Origin of the sequence: Paenibacillus sp. FSL R5-0810, from assembly GCF_038002285.1 — a bacterium.
GTDB classification, from domain to species: domain Bacteria; phylum Bacillota; class Bacilli; order Paenibacillales; family Paenibacillaceae; genus Paenibacillus_AQ; species Paenibacillus_AQ lactis.
The window spans coordinates 3,555,339-3,572,631 of the sequence record NZ_JBBOCF010000001.1 but is presented as its reverse complement, the minus strand read 5'-3'; the positions used below and the strand labels follow the sequence as shown (position 1 = coordinate 3,572,631).

Here is a 17,293-nt window from a genome sequence, read left to right as displayed (position 1 = left end):
CCCTGAAGCTCACCCATGAGCGGTGAGGCTGAATTTCAGTAGGTCTTAACGGATGACCTCCGTCAGAAGGTTCCAAGATCATTCGCGGATTCTTTAGGCTTCCAGCGAATTGAAAAGAGTGGTACCGCGAGGGAAAACCTATCGCCTCTTTATAGGCATAGGTTTTTTTTTGTAACAACAAACCATGAATAAAAGGCAGGGGATCGGCATGGAACATGTGATTGAATACTATTCCCGGTTCGATGAGTGGGGAAGGCTGGATCGGGAGCCGCTCGAATTTATCATTAACTGGCATTATATGAGGCATTATTTGCCTTCAAGCGGGAGGGTATTGGATAACGGCGCAGGGCCCGGAAAATATGCGATGGCATTAGCGGAGCAGGGCTATCAAGTCACCCTTTCCGATTTAACGCCCCGGCTTGTTGAAACGGCAAGGGAGAAGGCGGCCGAACGGGGGCTCATGGAACGCTTCGCCGGCTTTCATGTATTGAATGCAACGAATTTAAACGGATTTCCCGATGAGTCCTTCGATGCCTCGCTCATGTTAGGACCCCTCTATCATTTGCAGCGGGAAGAAGAACGAATTCGTGCCGTTCGAGAGCTGTTCCGTGTTACGAAGCAGGAAGGGATGGTGTTTGTTGCTTTCCAGAGCCGAATGCGGATGACATTGACGTCGTTACAATTCCCGGATTTCTGGAAGCCGAATAACACGATGGATGCGATCGATCAGTTCCGCAGGACAGGGATACTTAATCACGCCGATCCGGGGCGCTTTACGGGTGCGTATTATTTCAACATTGATGAGATCAAGCCCTTCATGGAAAGCCATGGATTCGAAACGATCGATTTGATCGGCTCTTCTAGCATCGGCGGCTTGCTGTCGCAGGAACAGCTGCAGGCATGGGAGGACAAGGGCGAGTCTGAACAGCTGCTGAACACGCTGAATGATATGGCAAGGGACCCATCCATTGCGGGGATCTCCTCTCATTTGCTGTACATCGGCAAAAGGAAATAGCGGCAGAACCGTGAAATTATACGTACGCCAACGAAAAATACATCGATATATATAAAAGGATAGGGGAGGAGCACGGTTGGAACGTATCATCAACATCGCGAAATCTGGGCATCAAGGATTGTCAGCCGCCGCCATAAACTCGTTCTTTACGCGGCTTGAGCAGCAGGCCCTGGAAGTGAATCATTTTATTCTGCTGAAGGAGGGGAGGACGGTGGCCGAATGGTACCGCGCCCCCTACCGGAAGGAATGCCCGCAGTTGCTGTTTTCCTTGAGCAAAAGCTTTACCTCGATCGCAGCGGGGATCGCCTGGGATCAAGGATACTTGGAGCTTTACGACCCGGTCATCTCGTTCTTTCCCGATGAACTCCCGGGCCGGGTGTCACCGAATCTTGCGAAAATGACCGTGCATCATCTGTTGTCCATGAGCACCGGCCATCTCGGCAACATCTATCCTGCAATCGCGAGGGAGGAGAACTGGGTCAGGGCGTTCCTTGCCCAAGAAGTCGAGCTTGAACCGGGAGAACGCTATTGCTACACCACGCACGCTACCTATATGGTGGCCGCCATAATCGAGAAGGTGACCGGCCAAAGTCTGGTTGATTTTCTGATGCCCCGCTTGTTTGAACCGCTGGGGATTTCAAGGCCAACCTGGGAGACGTGCCCAATGGGCATCGCGGCTGGAGGAATGGGTCTCAGTCTTACCACCGCAGACGTGGCCAAGTTCGGCCAGATGCTGTTAAACCGGGGGATGTATGAAGGCAAGCGAATCGTATCGGAGCGGTATATTGAGCTTGCTGCATCCGAGCAGAGCGATAACCGTCCAGGCGTAGAACGGGTCGACTGGGCACAAGGGTATGGGTATCAGTTTCACCTATGCCGCCGGGGCTGTTACCGGGGGGACGGCTCCTTTGGCCAGATGTGCTTTGTGGCCCCTCGCGAAAACATCGTCATTGCAGTGAACGCCAGCTTTAAGAGTATGGCCCGCCTTCAGGTTCTGCTGGATTTGATTTATGAAGAGCTGCTGGACGCTAAGAATATTCAGCAGTCCGAGGACTTTCAGGACGATCCCCGGCTGCAGCAGACCATAGCTTCCATCAGCTCCAAGGAGCCGGAAATACGGCCGATACCGGCCGGTGTACCGGATCTGCATCTTCGCACCTACGGATTGAGTGACAATGACAATCCGCAAGGGCTGAACCGAATCGGTTTTCGCTTGCGGGACTCTAAGCTATCGCTTCTGCTGGGCTATGGTCGTGAGGAGGACAGCGAGCAGCTCCTGGAGCTCGACTTTACGCAACCGGAGCAAACGCGGCATAGGTTCCATAAAGATTTGTCCATGCCTTTGCAAGAGGTGGTGACCTATGCTGCTTGGCTGGATAAACGGATGTTGCGGCTGAATCTGTATTATATTGAAACGCCATATGTGGTTACCTACACGATGACGTTCGAGGGAGAGAGCATCGATGTCCAATTTCAGATCAACGTCTCCTTCCATTTGTCCGATTATCGGGCTTCCGGGAGGCTAATGAATAAGAAGCTTTGACTTCGTATGCAATCATTCGAATTGATGAAAGGGAGATTGTGAGCGATGAGTGATTGGAAGGAATTAACCAAGGAGTCGCAGGTGCGTTGGAATGAGATTGCGGGCTTTTGGGACGATTACATGGGGGAGCATAGCAATCGTTTCCATCGCGAGATCATCCGCCCGGGCACGGAGCATTTGTTGGAAGTATCGGAGGGTCACGAGGTGCTGGACATCGGCTGCGGCAACGGCAATTTTGCCAGAAGATTAGCTGAACTGGGCGCCAATGTGACGGCTGTGGACTACAGCTTCGAGATGATCCAACGGGCGAAGGCAAGATCGGCCGGCGCTCTGGACCGTATCGATTACCGGGTCGTCGACGCAACCGATCACGATGCGCTGCTCAGCCTCGGTGAGGAGAGATTTGACCGCGCTGTCTCCAATATGGCGCTCATGGATATCTCGGACATTACGGTGCTGGCAAACGCGCTCCATAAGCTGCTGCGTAAGCACGGGACCTTCGTGTTCTCGATCATGCATCCATGCTTCCAGCCGCCGGGTCTGCACAAAATTCACGAAAAGGTGGATAAGGACGGACACATCGTCTCTGAACACCGTATTCAAATTTCCAAGTACCTGGAGCCGGAACCGATGGAATCGATCGGCATTCAAGGCCAGCCGGTTCCTCACCTGGTATTTCACAGGCCGCTGTCGTATTATATGAACGTTTTCTTTAAGTGCGGCTTTGTTCTTAACGGGCTGGAAGAGCCCAGCTTTCATAAAGACGGTCTGGAGCAGGGCAAGTTCGACTGGTACGAGATTCCGCCTGCCGTTATCTTCCGGTTCCGTAAGGATTGAGGACGGACGATGACGAAGCTGAGGAACATTTATGTCGTGAGGCATTGCCAAGCCGAAGGGCAGGCACCGGAAGCCAGGTTAACCGGCACCGGCATGCTGCAGGCGGCAAGGCTTGCCGAGTTTTTCTCGGATCACGCGATCGATTGTATGGTTTCAAGTCCATATGCGAGGGCGCGGCAAAGTATTGCCCCGCTTGCCGAACGGTTAGGCTTGGAGGTAACCCTGGATGAAAGGCTTACGGAGAGGGTATTATCCGGATCGCCTTCACCTGATTGGCGGGAGAAGCTTCGGCTTACTTATGACGATATGGACTTATGTTATGATGGCGGGGAGTCCAGCAGTACGGCGATGAAGCGGGCCGTTCAAGCGGTTGAGGATATTCTAAACCAAGGCTGCCGCAATGCCGTCCTCGTTTCGCACGGCAATCTGATCTCGTTGCTGCTGAAATATTTTGATGACCGGATCGGATTCAAGGAGTGGGAGGCGCTAACCAACCCGGATGTGTATCGGTTGTCCTTTCCGATCGATGGCGGAAGTCCAAGCTTGCTTCGGATCTGGCCCGCATGACTTTTTCGCTGATTGCATGACCTTATAAGCGGATTGCAGAATCTGGGTGAATATAGAGGTCTTAACGACTTCACAAATATTATAGCTGTAATTATGCATCTGCCTCTTGACCCTGACACTAATGTCAGGGTTTATGATAGGTTCAAGATCATGAAGGAGGTGGCGTTAACGGTATGAAAATCGGAGAGCTTTCAGCCCGGACCGGCGTGAGCATCCGTTCGCTCCGTTACTATGACAAGCAAGGCTTGCTCACGCCGACTCGCCTTGAGAACGGCTACCGGGAGTACTCGCCGTTTGCGGAACAGCAGGTACGGACGATCCAGCTATATCTTAATCTCGGGCTATCGACAGAGCAGATCGCCGGCTTTCTCCACTGCGTCATGAAGAATAAAGAAGCGTTCTGTAAGGAGGTCGTCCCGGTGTACCGTGAAAAGTTAGCCGAGATCGAGGAACAAATCGCTCTGTTGTCGGCGGTGAAGTCCAACCTGGAGGAACGCATCCGGTCCATTATGGAAGAAGATCCGCCAAATCAACCGCTGGAAGGAGAATGAGCAATGAGCCTGCAAACCGTCAGTACATCAGCATTTCGCAGCGCGGTGCGCCAGAAGGATGTAGTTTTGGTTAGTTTTAGTACGAAATGGTGCCCGCCATGCAAAGTGCTTCGCCCGATCCTTGAAGAGCTGGGGAATGAAAAGGGGAATCGCCTGTCGGTGCTGCAAGTCGACTGTGACGCGTCGCCGGAGCTTGCTGCACGTTATGGAATCATGTCCACGCCGACCGTCATCGTGTTCCATCAAGGCGAACCGGTCAATAAACTCGTCGGGTTGAGACCGAAGAAGGCCTATGAGGCGGCGCTTGCGCGCTATGCCTAACGGTGGCGATAAAAACGGACTGGGAACAAGCGCGTGTGCCGGAGCATATAAATGGATTTTGCGCGATGAGGTATAACTGTGGTTAAGGGGAGCTGAATGCTCCTCTTTTTTATCCAGCGACGGGAACTCAAGGGATATAGCCCTTTGGTAAAGAATGATTTACACTGAAAATCCCCTGGGGGTCGCCCGGGTGCCTATGCTATACTATGGGTGTTTTTGATTTCGTTAAAGGAGGCTTGTCCTTAGCATGTGTTGCATCGCATACATTCGGATTCGGTAATGAGGGTACAGAGCATTTAGATCCTGCCGTTTTTTGATCAATGACGGCAAGGTTTATTTGAGCTGTGCCTTTTTCATTACTAAACGAATGAATGAGGTGCATATTTGTGTCTAAAAACAATCGACATTGTCATCATAAATCGAAGAACAATCCTAACAATTTCTCCGCGCAGCATCGGTTGATCAACAAACGGCTCGTGCTTGATATGATTGACCTCGCGCGCATCCAGCGCCACGAAACCGTTCTGGATCTCGGTGCCGGGACAGGAGCGATCACCTTTCAGCTCGCGGAAAGAGCGGCTAACGTCATCGCCGTCGAGACCGATCCGGAGTACGTCAACAAACTAAAGAGCCGGGCAGAGACGGGACATATGCAGAATGTCCGCGTGGTGCCGGCAGATATATTACAGATTCAGCTTCCGCGCCGGGAGTTTGTCGTGGTCGCGAATATTCCCTACTCGATCACGACACCGATTCTGGGGAAGCTGCTGGATCATCCGGCCGTCCCCCTTCAAAGAGCCGTGCTGCTGGTGGAGCTTGGGGCGGCCAAACGTTTTACCGGACGGCTCGTCCGGAATCCGCGAATGTTAGGCTGGAGAATGAGTTATGAATTTCAGCTTGTCCGATCGGTCGCGCCCTCGAATTTTTCACCGCCGCCGAAGGTGGATTCAGGCATCCTTACCATTCGCAGAAGGAAAGATCCTCTGGTTCCTCCAAAGCATCATGCCAGGTTTATGGCGCTGGCAGCTTATACCTTGCGATATCCGGATCTCCCACTGCCAGAGGCATTGTCCGGGGTATTCACCCCGCCGCAAATGACTCGGTTGATCCGGCAGCTTGGGGTCGATCGAGGATTTCCGGTCAGCCGGTTGGACGAAGCGGGGTGGGGACAGCTATTCTCCGCGATGCTGAAGCATGTTCCGCCGGAGCGGTGGCCGAGAACGCCGCTGCCTGGATTCGGTAAACCGAAAAAGCGGAGGTAGTCCAAGAAAGCGTATGAATCGATCAAGCTGGCAAATAACCAAGAGAGGCGAAAGAGAGGCGACACGCCTCTCTTTTTTGCTTTTTGCTTATGTTCTCCTCATTAATATAGGTAGTCCGCCTCTTCACCAGCTGCCGGTATGTTATGATAGAAGAAGTTTGAACCTTTTATTGGAAATGATGCTAAAGGAGTTTCATATCTATGAAATCCAGAACGAAAGCCTGGTCCTTAATCGCGATCATTCTCGTAAGCTGTATCGTGATGGCCTATGTGGATGCTGTCATAAGGCCGAATTATGCGGTCAAATCGGTCATCAAAATGCTGCTGTTCCTTACGCTGCCGATCGGCTATGCGCTGATGGGCGGAGGGGTTCCGTTTCGGTAGCTGTTCAACTTCGAGAAAAAAGGTCTGCTGGCCTCGCTCCTGCTCGGAGCCGGCGTATTTGCATTCATCCTTGCCAGTTATGCTCTCATCGGGCCGCTCTTTGATTTTTCACGGGTGACCGGAGCCCTTCAGCAGCATATCGGCGTCAACGCCGGCAACTTCGTGTTCGTCGCGATTTACATATCGTTTGTGAACTCGTTGCTGGAGGAATTCTTCTTCCGGGGCTTTGCCTTCTTCACCTTGAAGGATCAAGTCGGCCGCACATTCGCTTATCTGTTCAGTGCGGGAGCATTTGCCGTCTATCATATTGCGATGATGACCAGCTGGTTTACGCTGCCGCTGTTCCTGCTCCTGATCGCGAGCCTGTTCATCGCGGGCCTGCTGTTTAACTGGCTGAACGAGCGAAACGGCAACATTTACGCTTCCTGGATGGTTCATTTGTGTGCGAATCTCGCTATTAATACAATTGGATTTATATTGTTTGACATCATATAGAGACAGGTCTAGAGACAGGCCGAAGACACAGCTGGTCAAGATTGCTCTTGGCCGGCTTTTTTGGCATTGACCTTCACATGATGTGATGGTTTACAATGCGAATACATCGAAACGAAAAAGGAGCTGCTGCATGTGCATATCAGCGAATTATCGGATAAAACCGGGGTGAGTCTCCGATCGCTTCGTTATTATGAGGAAAAGGAGCTGCTGCGCCCTGATCGATCGGCCAATGGCTACCGTCAATATGCGGAATCCGATATCGAGCGGGTCCGCCTGATTCAAATGTATTTCGGCTTAGGCTTAACGGTAAAGGAGATTGTGAGCTTTTTTGAATGCGCCTTTGACGACAGCCCCAAACAGGAGTGCCTGCCGAGCGCTATCGAAGTGGGCAGAAAGAAGCTGGATGAAATCACGCGCCGGATGGAGCAGCTGCAGCAGGCAAAGACTCATTTGGAGCAGAGCATTGCGAGATGGGAACGCATTTTACGTAAAGGAGATGGGAGCCGTGAGTAGAAACTTTGATCCGTCCAGGGATCGGGTAGCCGTCGTTACCGGAGGGAATCGGGGCATTGGCAAGGAAATCGCCCGCCAGCTGGGGGCCCAAGGAATCGTTGTTATCATGACATCGCGGGATGAGGAGAAAGGGCGCCAGGCAGTGCAAGACCTGCATGCAGAGGGGCACCGGGCGGCACTGCATGTGCTGGATATCGATCAAGCGGATGAGGCAGAACGGCTGATGGCGTTTGTTCGGACGGAATATGGACGGCTGGATGTGCTTGTGAACAATGCGGGGGTCATTTTGGATCAAGGAATCTCGATCCTGGATGTCGAAGAACGTCTGATACGGGCTACTTTCGAAACGAACTTCTTCGGCGCGCTGCGGATGACCCAGGCTGCAATTCCTTTGATGAAGCTGCATGACTATGGTCGAATCGTCAACATATCTTCAGGCCTCGGTGCATTCGAAATCATGGATGGCAGCTTGGATCCGGGCTTCAAGCTAGGGGGAGCATCGTCCGCCTACCGGATGTCCAAGACGATGCTGAATGCGATGACCTGTCTTGTTTCCCAAGAGGTGGCAGGTACCGGAATCAAGGTAAATGCGGTATGCCCGGGACGGGTTCGGACTGATATGGGAGGAGCGGATGCCCCGCTCTCCGTCGCGGAGGGTGCGGATACGGCCGTATGGCTCGCTACCCTTGATGATGCCGGCCCAAGCGGAGGATACTTTCGAGAGCGGAGAAGGATTGCCTGGTGAACCACTATAAAGCAATTGGAGGGTATCGCATTGAATGATAGGGGAGATTACGGTAAGTATGCCGTTCCTGAGACGATTAAGGAGCTGCTGAAGTTTGAAGAGGAACTGAAAGACAACGGCTTGTCACTGGATTTTCATTTGGGGCTGATTATGGAAGGCCGTCGTTTCAGATATATCTCAACGCCGCCGGATGTCATTCCATTTGCCTCAGCGGGCGTTGACGGCATTCACTATGGGTTTCTAACGGACTTCGGGACGGTATCCGATTTGGAGCAGGCCTATATCGTTTGCGTATCCCCGATGGATATTGGTGATGAAGTATGGCTAGTTGCCCCAAGCATCCGTGACTTTTTACGTGTGGTATATACAGACAACATCATCCTGTACAACCATTTTCGGGCTGCGGATGATTTACGCGAGCATATGCAGCAGCGGGAGACCGAATACGACAGTGAGGAGAGATTGCAGGCTAAGCGGATGCTGCGGGAGCGATTTGCGATAGAGCCGATCCCCGACATGCCCCGGTATATTGCGGAGCTGAGTCGAAAGCGGGCGGAGGAGATTGCCTTATCGACCAAATCCCCCTTGGGAGTTGTGCGATGGTCTCCGGATGATTCCGTGGAGGGAGTCCGGCTGCTACCGGATGAAACTACGGATTTGGAATCGGTTCGCCTTTTTTTTCTGAAAGCACCGAGGCTGCCGAAACTGGCGTTTATCCGTGACGCTCAAACCTCTCAGCTGCTGTACGATGACCCGGAGATACGGAAGCTGGTGACAAATGAGCTTATCGATATGGGGCTGGAAGAGGAGGCTGTTCAGCTCAACATTCCCTTTGAGGAAGTGGAGTCATATAGTGAACAGATGGCGCCGCAGTACGGGGAGAGTACCCTTTTGAACTTAACGTGGATTGATGAAGAAACTTTTGAATGAGATTCATAGAAAAAAACCTCCAAATTAAAAGACTTATTCTTTGTCTGCTGATGTATAATATTCGGTATTAGGAGGTGCCGAGTATGAGTGAAGCTAACATTTTTGGTCATCAAGCGTTGTTTGAGCATGTATACAAGAGTGCTCCGATTGGCATTGCCCTAGTTACGATCGAAGGAAATTGGATCAGTGTTAACCCGGCAGCATGCAAAATGTTCGGATTTACCGAGAAAGAATTGATGCAGCAGCCGGCTACGGATTATATATATTCCGATAACGTCGATAGTCCGGAGAAGCTGGTTCAGTCCTTAAGCGAGAAGGTCCCGACGGTCGCTTTGGAAAAACAATTTACGCATAAAGACGGCAGACGGATTTGGACTTCTGTTCACGTATCCCTCGTGCGCGATGAGAAGGACAAGACCCCGCTGTTTTTTATTTCGCAAATGGTCGATATTACCGACAGCAAGGTGGCCGAACAGAAGCTTCAGGAAAGTATCGAACGATATACCTCATTAAAAAAATATAATCACGACGCCATCATTTCCTTTAATCTCCAAGGGGAAATTATGAACGGGAATCAGATGGCCGAGCAGCTTACGGGATATACGATTCCCGAATTGGCCGGAAAGCGTATATCTCTTCTGATGGGAGAACACAACTTGAGACGGGTGCTCTCCGATTCAGCCGACTATACCTCCGCCGAGAAATCGATCAACGGGATCAGGCACAAGGACGGGCATATGGTCGAGGTGCTCGCCACCTTGGCGCCGATCGTTATTCATAATAAGAATGTCGGTTTCTACATTATCGCGAAGGACATGACCGAGCAGAAGAAGCTTATCATCGAGAAGGAAGCTGCCGAGAAAACCAACAAGGCCAAGAGTGAGTTCCTGGCCATGATGAGCCATGAAATCAGAACCCCGATGAATGGCGTAATCGGCATGACGGATTTGATATTGGATACCGATCTGGATGAGGAGCAGCGGGAATATGTCCAGATCATCAAGAAGAGCGGCACCACACTGCTGAATATTATTAACGATATTCTGGACTTCTCTAAGATCGAGTCCGGCCGAACCGAGCTGTCCGAAGAAACCTTCAGTCTTCGAAACACGCTGTCGGAAACCATGAACCTGATGCTCCCGAAGGCGCTTGAAAAAAATATTGAGGTGACCACCTCGGTAGCTCCCGATGTTCAGGATCAAGTGTACGGTGACATGACGAAGCTGCGGCAGGTGCTGATGAATCTGCTTAGCAATGCCGTGAAATTTACGCCGACCGGCTCTGTCTCCGTCTCGGTGTCATGTATTCAGAGCATCCATGGATCGGGGCTGATCCAATTCTCCGTAACCGATACGGGAATTGGGGTACCAAGCGAGAAGGTCCCCCAATTGTTCGAGCCGTTCTATCAGGTGGATCATTACATGACCCGCCAAGTGGAAGGTACCGGTCTCGGTCTGGCGATCTGCAAGAAGCTTGTGGAGCTGATGGGCGGCAAAATCTGGTATGAACCGAATCCGAAGCAGAACGGATCCGTCTTTACGTTTAACGTTCAATTGAAGTACCCTTTGGTTGCGGTGAATGAAGGAGAGGAGAATCCGGTTCAGGAGCTCGATGATGCTGACGGCAATGCCTTCAAAATTTTGATTGTGGAAGACAATGAAGTGAATCAGCTGGTGCTAAAGAAAATCATTGAGAAGCTCGGTTATTCATCGGAGACTGTCCCCAATGGGCTGGAAGCGGTTGAGGCCTATAAGAAGTATCCGTATGATTTGATATTCATGGATATTCAGATGCCGTTCATGGACGGGATGGAAGCTGCCAGAATCATTAAGCAGAGCGCTCCTGCGGATAAGCGCCCTTATGTTGTCGCTGTCACGGCTCACGCAATCAAGGGCGATCGCGAGAAGTATTTGGCGATGGGCATGGATGAATATGTGAGCAAGCCTGTCAGTATGCAGGCGGTATCGGATGTTATCGATATTTTCCGTAGTACCCGAGTGAACAGTTCCACGGACGGCTCGACGGCTTAACCGATGCAACGAGCCTTTTGGCTATGCGGATAAAACGTCCGGTATTTTGGTGAGCTTGTAAATCATTAAAGGAGCTGTCTCCTGCGGTTTTTCAACCGCGGGGGACAGCTCCTTTTTGCTTACGATATTAATGGCATAAGCCTCATGTGGATGCTTAAGGTGTTGCAGTTGTTTTCTTGATAACAAAGGCTTTGGACGGTGCCGACAATGCCGGAGCCTGGGTAGCCGTAGCCGAGAGCGGCTTCTTCGTGTCATTTGCTGCGGACAGAACGAATACAACGTATTCGGTGTCCGGCTTGATGGCTTCTCCCTTGGCATCTTTGAGATCATCGATCTTGGTTGTCAATTCTTCAGCAATGTCTTTGCCGGTTACGGCAATGCTTCCGGAGACGTGATTCTTCGCATCGGCAACTTTGAATTTACTCACTTCGCTTTTGGATACGATGAAGACGCGGTACTCACCAATATTGCGCTCATCCGCTGCCTTCTTAAAGCTCACCTTCACTTTATCTCCCGTGCCATTCAGCTCGGCCTTTACATCGGTCACCTGAGTCGGGGAGGGAATCGTAAAGGGCTGTGAAGATGAAGACAGTTTATTCTTGGTCGAGACGGTTCCGTCAGCCACAACAAGGATATAGACTCTGTAAGAGCTGCCGGCTTTGATTGGGTTGCCGTCGACATCCTTCGTTTCAGCTGGCAAAAGGCTGTCGTACTGTCCTTGCGGCGGCGCGACTGGTGTGTAGTTTCCTTGTTTAACCAGGCTGGCTTCAGCTTCCCCAAACGCTTTCGCATCAGGTACGACCATGATCCGGTATTCACTTATAGTGCCCGCGTTATCTGCAGGAGTAAACCGCACTTTGATATCGCTGGCGTTGCCGTTGTTGCCCTCAATTCCTGCGTACACATCGGAAGGAACGGCGACTTGAGTCCCCTCAAGCACGATCGGACCGTATGGCTGGGACAGTGCATTGGTGCTTCCGCCATCGTTACTAACGGATAAGACGAACACATGGTAAGGCACCTTGTTGCGGATGTCTTTGCCGTTTACGTCCTTCGTCCCTGGTCTTAAAGTGTTATCAAAAGAATTACCTACAGGCACGAAATCGTATCGATCTTGATTTTGTACCGCGTTAGCTTGCTCTAATTTGAAATTTTGGGCATCCCCAGCCTCAACGATCATGATGCGATATCCGTAAATATTGGTTTCGTTGGTTGCTTTGTCGAATTTGACCTTGATGTCGCTGGCGTCGCCTTTATTCCCAACATCCTCAACGGATCTGATGGTTGCCGTGCCGACCTGTGTTTTGCCCTGAAGCTTGATCTCGTTCGATCTTGGAGAAATGGCGTTGACGCCATAGGTGCCGACTGACAGCACGTATACGCGGTAGCCCGTGCCGTTCTTAATCAATTCTCCATCTGTATCTCGAGCGTTCGAATCCAGTCGGACGGAATAACCCGAATTTTTGTTCACTCTTGTAAAGTATCCATTATTCGTAGCATCGTTTACTGACAGTGACTTGGAAGACTTCACGACAAATACTCTGTAATGGTCGATGTAATACTCGTCGGAAGGACGACTGAACGAAACTCTCAGGTCGCTGCCGTTGCCATTGTCGCCGATGTCTTCCACTACAGGCGTCGAAACCGGACTGACACTTTGATTGTTACCGCTGAGCGTAATCGCCGATGAAGCAGAGGACAGGGCGTGATTGCTGCCCGAATATGCGTAGGACATAACATATACGCGGTAGCTTACGCCGTTGCGAATCAATGCGCCGTCAGTATCGCGGCTGTCGGATGACAGATTGAGCCTGTAATTGTTGTAGCCGGTTTTGTTTACTTGCGTGTAATAAGAGTTGTTTTCCGCTCTGCTTAAATCAAAATAGTTATAATCCGAGGATTTTACGACAAACACCCGGTAATGGCTAATATTGCTTTCGTCCGAAGCCCGGTTAAATGAAATTTCCAGATCCCGGCCGTTTCCGTAATTGCCTACATCACTGACGTACAGGCTGGAGATCGTTCCTACACGATAGCTGTTGTTCGTCAGGATGATGGAACTCGAAGCGGAAGAAAGAACATTGTTGTTCTGGCTTTGATTGTCGAGGGCCATTACGAATACCCGGTAATATACGCCGTTACGAATCAAGGCGCCGTCCACGTCCCGAGCTCCCGAACCGAGCGTGAGAGTATTATTGCTTGATTTGCTGACATTCGTGTAGTAGGAGCTTGAACTGATGGCATTCGCCCGGCTTACGCTGAAGTTATGATAGTCGCTCTCCTTGACCACGAAGATCCGGTAGCCGCTGATGGAAGACTCATTGGATACCCGGTTGAAGCTGACGCGAAGGTCGCGCCCGTCGCCGTAATCGCTCACGTCGGTCACCTGCGAGATGCTTGGAACCGTCGTGGTGCCTGTGCTGAGCGTAATCGAAGACGAACCGGAAGACAGCTTGCTTGCGATTGCGTTCTCGTTGCTGCTGACGGACAGAACAAATACCGTATAAGCGACGCCGCTGCGGATATATTCGCCCGACGTGTCTCTTGACGTGGAGCTGAAGCCCGTTGTTAGGGTCGTATTGCTTGAACTGGATTTATTGACGGTCGTGTAGTTCGTGCTAGCTACCGCCTTCGCTGCTGCCAGGTCGAATTTCGCTGCGTCTTTGGATTTCACGACAAACACCTGGTAATTCGAAATGTTGCTTTCACTCTGAGCGCGGGTAAAGCTAACCGACAGATCGCGGCCATCGCCGTAATTGCTGACGTCGCTGGCCTTCACATTCGTCGCCGCAGCGACTGCATTCGAATTCGTCAGCGTCAGTGACGGGGAAGCAGGGGACAACGCATAGTTGCCGCTAGTATTCCCTACGGTCAGCACATACGCCTTATACGGCTGATTATTTCGGATCAAATCTCCATTCGTATCCGTCGTACTGGCTGAGAGGGTTCGGGTGAGATCCGAGCCGGTCGGAAGCACGGACGTGTAGGCCGTCGAAGGCAGGCGCTGTGCTTCGGCAGAGCTGAGTGACTGGGATTGCTTCACGATAAACACGCGATAATGCGAAACCTGCGACTCCGTAGAGGATTTGGAGAAGCTGACCGACAGATCGCGTCCGTCTCCGGCGTTGCCGATATCCCGGAGGGTTACGTGGTTAACTCCCGTAAATCCGATATCCGGTTCCGAAGACGTGGTAATGGTAACCGTTTTGGTTCTGGAGTTCCAGCCGATCTTCTCGCCGAGCGATTCACTGACGAAGCGGACCGGAACCATCGTGTTGCCCTTCAGGTTTTTCGCCGGAACGTCTAAAGATACGGTCTTGCCATTAATCGTAGCCGTTTTGGAGTTGATCTTCAGCACGATGGTGGTGCCGTCTTTCACGGCCGTGACCGTTTTCGTCTTCTGATTCCATTTCACGGATGCATCCAGCGCTTCGAAGATCACCCGCATCGGCAGCATGACCCGTCCTTGAATCATGACCGGCGCTTGCGGTGTTTTCAAGCGGACGCCGTCGATCACGACGCTGATATTAACTGCCGCCTGTGCCTGTGACTGGAATAGGAATGGAACAATGAGTATAGCTGCTAGCAAGGCAGTCCATATTCTTTTCACACACTCAACCTCCTGAATTCAATCTTGTTATTATTTTCCTCTACAATATGACGCATTCGCCCGGAATAAAGTTTCATGGTTAACGTCGGCAGCGTAAATATTTTTTTGCACCTGGCAGCGCTCAAAGGGGGAAAGCCCTTGTACCGTAAGGCATCCCCCTTCCTGAAGCATGGTCAGCAGGCCGTCTGTTGCTTCCTCCACCGTGTATCATTTCGCCCGCGGCTCGTCCAGACCGTTTATAGACTCCCGGAATAACCGGATCCGAATGACCGTGCCTTCCGCGTCCGGATCCAGCCATATCCTCCCGCCGTGCCGCTCAACCACGCTCTTCGCGATGGATAATCCGAGTCCGCTGCCTCCGTCGCTTTTCCGGGCACGGTCTCCGCGAACGAACGGCTCGAACACCGAGTGTCTCACGTTCTCGGAAATTCCCGGACCATTGTCGCCTACGGTCAGCAGCGCGCCGTCAGGCATCGCCTCGAGCTCCAGCCAGACGCTCGCGCCTGGCGGGTTGTATTTCAGAGCATTCGCCAATATATTCGTGAGCGCCCGGCGCATGAGATCATCCTGATAGGACAGTTTGACCGGCTTATCGGCAATGCGGATGTCGAAGCCGATTCCCTTCCGCTCGAACGAATCGTACAGATCGGCGGCCGTCGTGCGGCACAGCTCGGCAAAATCCCCTGGCTGAGGCTCAAAAGGCATATCCGCGCTCTCCAGCTTCGTCAGTTCAAACAGGTCGTTCACGAGGGAAGCGATCAGTTTCGACTTGGCATGAATCCGGCCGGCATATTTCCGGCGCTGCTCCGGATCCTCTTCCATGCCGAGCTGCAGCACCTCCGCATATCCCTGGATCGTGGATATCGGCGTTTTCAAGTCATGCGAAATGTCCATCATCAGCCGCATCCGTTCTTGTTCCAGCTTTCGCTTATCCGACTCCGCCTGCTCAAGCCTGTCCGCCATCCGGTTGAAATGATGCCGAAGCTGCATCAGCTCCTTGCTGGCGTTATAACGGAGCCGCTCCCCGCCCCCTCCTTCGGCGATCCGTTCAAGACCCCGGGATACGTCCGCTAACGGATTCGTAAACTTCCGCGCGGTCAACCGTCCGTACAGCCATAAACTAAACAGAAATGCAGCGGCGAACCACAGCAGGCCGCGCAGCAATATTCCCGTAAACGCATCGGTGATGTCCGCGGTCGTCTTCACCAGGCGGCTTTCCTTCTTGACCGCCCCGTCCGGTATCGTTACAAGCAGCCGATATTCTTCGCCCGATGATTGGAAAGGGGCGAGGGAACGGTAGTCCGACCGGTTTCCTTCGTAGAACAAGGCGTAGAGTTCTTCCTCCGAATAGGAGGTTTGGGCTTCCCCGGCCCCTTTGCCCCTCGCAAAAACGACATTCAAGCGCTGATCCAGCACCTGGATGTACCCTCCGAAAGACTCCACGGTCTCGTAAGGGATGCTCTCCCAATCCTCCCGGACCAGACGGTCCGCTTCCACCATGGGCAGCGTTCGGTTTACATAGGCGTCGCGGGCATCATACATGCCGTCATACACCAGAAATCCGATGATCCCGAGGATGACGGAGAACAGCGCATAATTGATCATCAGGCTCGCATGTACGCTTCGGCGCTTCGTCATCATAGAGCATCCTCTGCGCTCAGCTTATAGCCGAGCCCTTTAACCGTGATCAAAAACTGCGGCTCCCGCGGATCGTCCTCCAGCTTATCCCTCAGCCTGCTGATCTGGACCATGACCGTATTGCTGTCTTCCAGATACGGCTCGTTCCATACGCTCTCATATATTTGACGCTTCGTGAATATCCGGCCCGGCGCCTCCATCAACAGCTTGAGCAGCTTGTACTCCAGCGGCCCGAGCGTAATCGTCACGCCCCGTTTGTACAACACGCAGGCTTCATGGTCCAGAACCAGCGGTCCGTTTACGGTCCGAAGCGGTTCAGCCGCCCGAAGCGGCTCCGCCCCCTTAAGATCGTAAAACCGCCTTAGCTGCGCCTTGATTCTCGCCACGACTTCGATCGGACTGAACGGCTTGGAGATGAAATCGTCCGCCCCGAGCCCAAGCCCGGTAACTTTATCGACATCTCCGCTCCTGGCCGACAAAATAATGACGGGCAGCCTGAGCTTCTCACGGATGCGCGCGATCAACTGATAACCGTCCAGCTCCGGCATCATGATGTCGATCACTGCAAGGTCGATCCGCTCTCGCTGCAGCAGATTCCACGCTTCCCGGCCGCTGGATGCTTCCAGTACGCGATAGTGCTCGCGCTCAAGGAACAGCCGCAGCAGCTCGGTGATGTCCGCTTCGTCATCGGCGATTAAGATTGTACGTTCTTCGCTTGGTTTCGCATAAGGTTCCACTTGGTTTCTTCCTTTCAATCATCGACGGCCTGGCCGCTTGCTCTATATAGAACTATACACCGTAACGATCGGTTCAGGCATCGGCTTGGGGGAAATGTAAGGATAATGTAAGGTTC

The 17,293-nt window shown here is 52.2% G+C and carries 16 protein-coding genes and 1 other annotated feature (1 of these 17 running past the window's edge); of the genes, 13 read left to right on the top strand and 3 right to left on the bottom strand.

Annotation, left to right across the window (positions count from 1 at the left end; translation table 11 throughout):
* Nucleotides 1-152 (top strand) — a binding site (T-box leader); it begins 79 nt to the left of the window's first position.
* Between the two features lie 56 nt (nt 153-208).
* From MKX76_RS16190 to MKX76_RS16130, 13 genes are all read left to right on the top strand, one after another.
* Complete coding sequence (locus MKX76_RS16190) at nt 209-1,015, top strand: class I SAM-dependent methyltransferase (protein WP_341034188.1); 807 nt, start codon at nt 209-211, stop codon at nt 1,013-1,015.
* 76 nt (nt 1,016-1,091) lie between these two features.
* Complete coding sequence (locus MKX76_RS16185; RefSeq protein ID WP_341034187.1) at nt 1,092-2,558, top strand: serine hydrolase domain-containing protein; 1,467 nt, start codon at nt 1,092-1,094, stop codon at nt 2,556-2,558.
* Nucleotides 2,559-2,603: 45 nt separating this feature from the next.
* A complete protein-coding gene (locus MKX76_RS16180; RefSeq protein ID WP_051425067.1) occupies nt 2,604-3,395 on the top strand; it encodes a class I SAM-dependent methyltransferase in 792 nt (263 codons plus the stop codon).
* 18 nt (nt 3,396-3,413) lie between these two features.
* Nucleotides 3,414-3,962 (top strand): histidine phosphatase family protein, encoded by a 549-nt coding sequence (locus MKX76_RS16175; RefSeq protein WP_341035052.1) that lies wholly within the window; start codon nt 3,414-3,416, stop codon nt 3,960-3,962.
* A 173-nt stretch (nt 3,963-4,135) separates the two neighbouring features.
* On the top strand, nt 4,136-4,513 hold the full coding sequence (locus MKX76_RS16170) for a MerR family transcriptional regulator (protein WP_341034186.1): 378 nt from the start codon (nt 4,136-4,138) through the stop codon (nt 4,511-4,513).
* Nucleotides 4,514-4,516: 3 nt separating this feature from the next.
* On the top strand, nt 4,517-4,834 hold the full coding sequence (locus MKX76_RS16165) for a thioredoxin family protein (protein WP_007130915.1): 318 nt from the start codon (nt 4,517-4,519) through the stop codon (nt 4,832-4,834).
* Between the two features lie 386 nt (nt 4,835-5,220).
* Complete coding sequence (gene erm, locus MKX76_RS16160) at nt 5,221-6,096, top strand: 23S ribosomal RNA methyltransferase Erm (protein WP_341034185.1); 876 nt, start codon at nt 5,221-5,223, stop codon at nt 6,094-6,096.
* 200 nt (nt 6,097-6,296) lie between these two features.
* Complete coding sequence (locus MKX76_RS16155) at nt 6,297-6,479, top strand: hypothetical protein (RefSeq protein ID WP_341034184.1); 183 nt, start codon at nt 6,297-6,299, stop codon at nt 6,477-6,479.
* Nucleotides 6,480-6,593: 114 nt separating this feature from the next.
* On the top strand, nt 6,594-6,974 hold the full coding sequence (locus tag MKX76_RS16150) for a CPBP family intramembrane glutamic endopeptidase (protein WP_341034183.1): 381 nt from the start codon (nt 6,594-6,596) through the stop codon (nt 6,972-6,974).
* A 132-nt stretch (nt 6,975-7,106) separates the two neighbouring features.
* On the top strand, nt 7,107-7,487 hold the full coding sequence (locus MKX76_RS16145) for a MerR family transcriptional regulator (protein ID WP_007130912.1): 381 nt from the start codon (nt 7,107-7,109) through the stop codon (nt 7,485-7,487).
* Entirely contained in the window at nt 7,480-8,232 is a 753-nt protein-coding gene (locus MKX76_RS16140; protein ID WP_144878429.1) for an SDR family oxidoreductase, read from the top strand. Before MKX76_RS16145 ends, MKX76_RS16140 begins: the two co-directional genes overlap by 8 nt.
* A 30-nt stretch (nt 8,233-8,262) precedes the next feature.
* Nucleotides 8,263-9,162 (top strand): hypothetical protein, encoded by a 900-nt coding sequence (locus MKX76_RS16135; protein ID WP_007130910.1) that lies wholly within the window; start codon nt 8,263-8,265, stop codon nt 9,160-9,162.
* 83 nt (nt 9,163-9,245) lie between these two features.
* Nucleotides 9,246-11,192 (top strand): PAS domain S-box protein, encoded by a 1,947-nt coding sequence (locus MKX76_RS16130; RefSeq protein WP_341034181.1) that lies wholly within the window; start codon nt 9,246-9,248, stop codon nt 11,190-11,192.
* Nucleotides 11,193-11,346: 154 nt separating this feature from the next.
* Here MKX76_RS16130 and MKX76_RS16125 read toward each other — a convergent pair whose 3' ends face one another.
* The 3 genes from MKX76_RS16125 to MKX76_RS16115 form a co-directional block, all read right to left on the bottom strand.
* Complete coding sequence (locus tag MKX76_RS16125; protein ID WP_341034180.1) at nt 11,347-14,802, bottom strand: copper amine oxidase N-terminal domain-containing protein; 3,456 nt, start codon at nt 14,800-14,802, stop codon at nt 11,347-11,349.
* Nucleotides 14,803-15,009: 207 nt separating this feature from the next.
* The gene (locus tag MKX76_RS16120; protein ID WP_144878431.1) at nt 15,010-16,443 is read right to left on the bottom strand and encodes a HAMP domain-containing sensor histidine kinase; all 1,434 of its coding nucleotides are present in this window, start codon (nt 16,441-16,443) and stop codon (nt 15,010-15,012) included.
* Nucleotides 16,440-17,177 (bottom strand): response regulator transcription factor, encoded by a 738-nt coding sequence (locus MKX76_RS16115; protein WP_028404515.1) that lies wholly within the window; start codon nt 17,175-17,177, stop codon nt 16,440-16,442. Before MKX76_RS16115 ends, MKX76_RS16120 begins: the two co-directional genes overlap by 4 nt.
* Between the last annotated feature and the right edge of the window lie 116 nt (nt 17,178-17,293).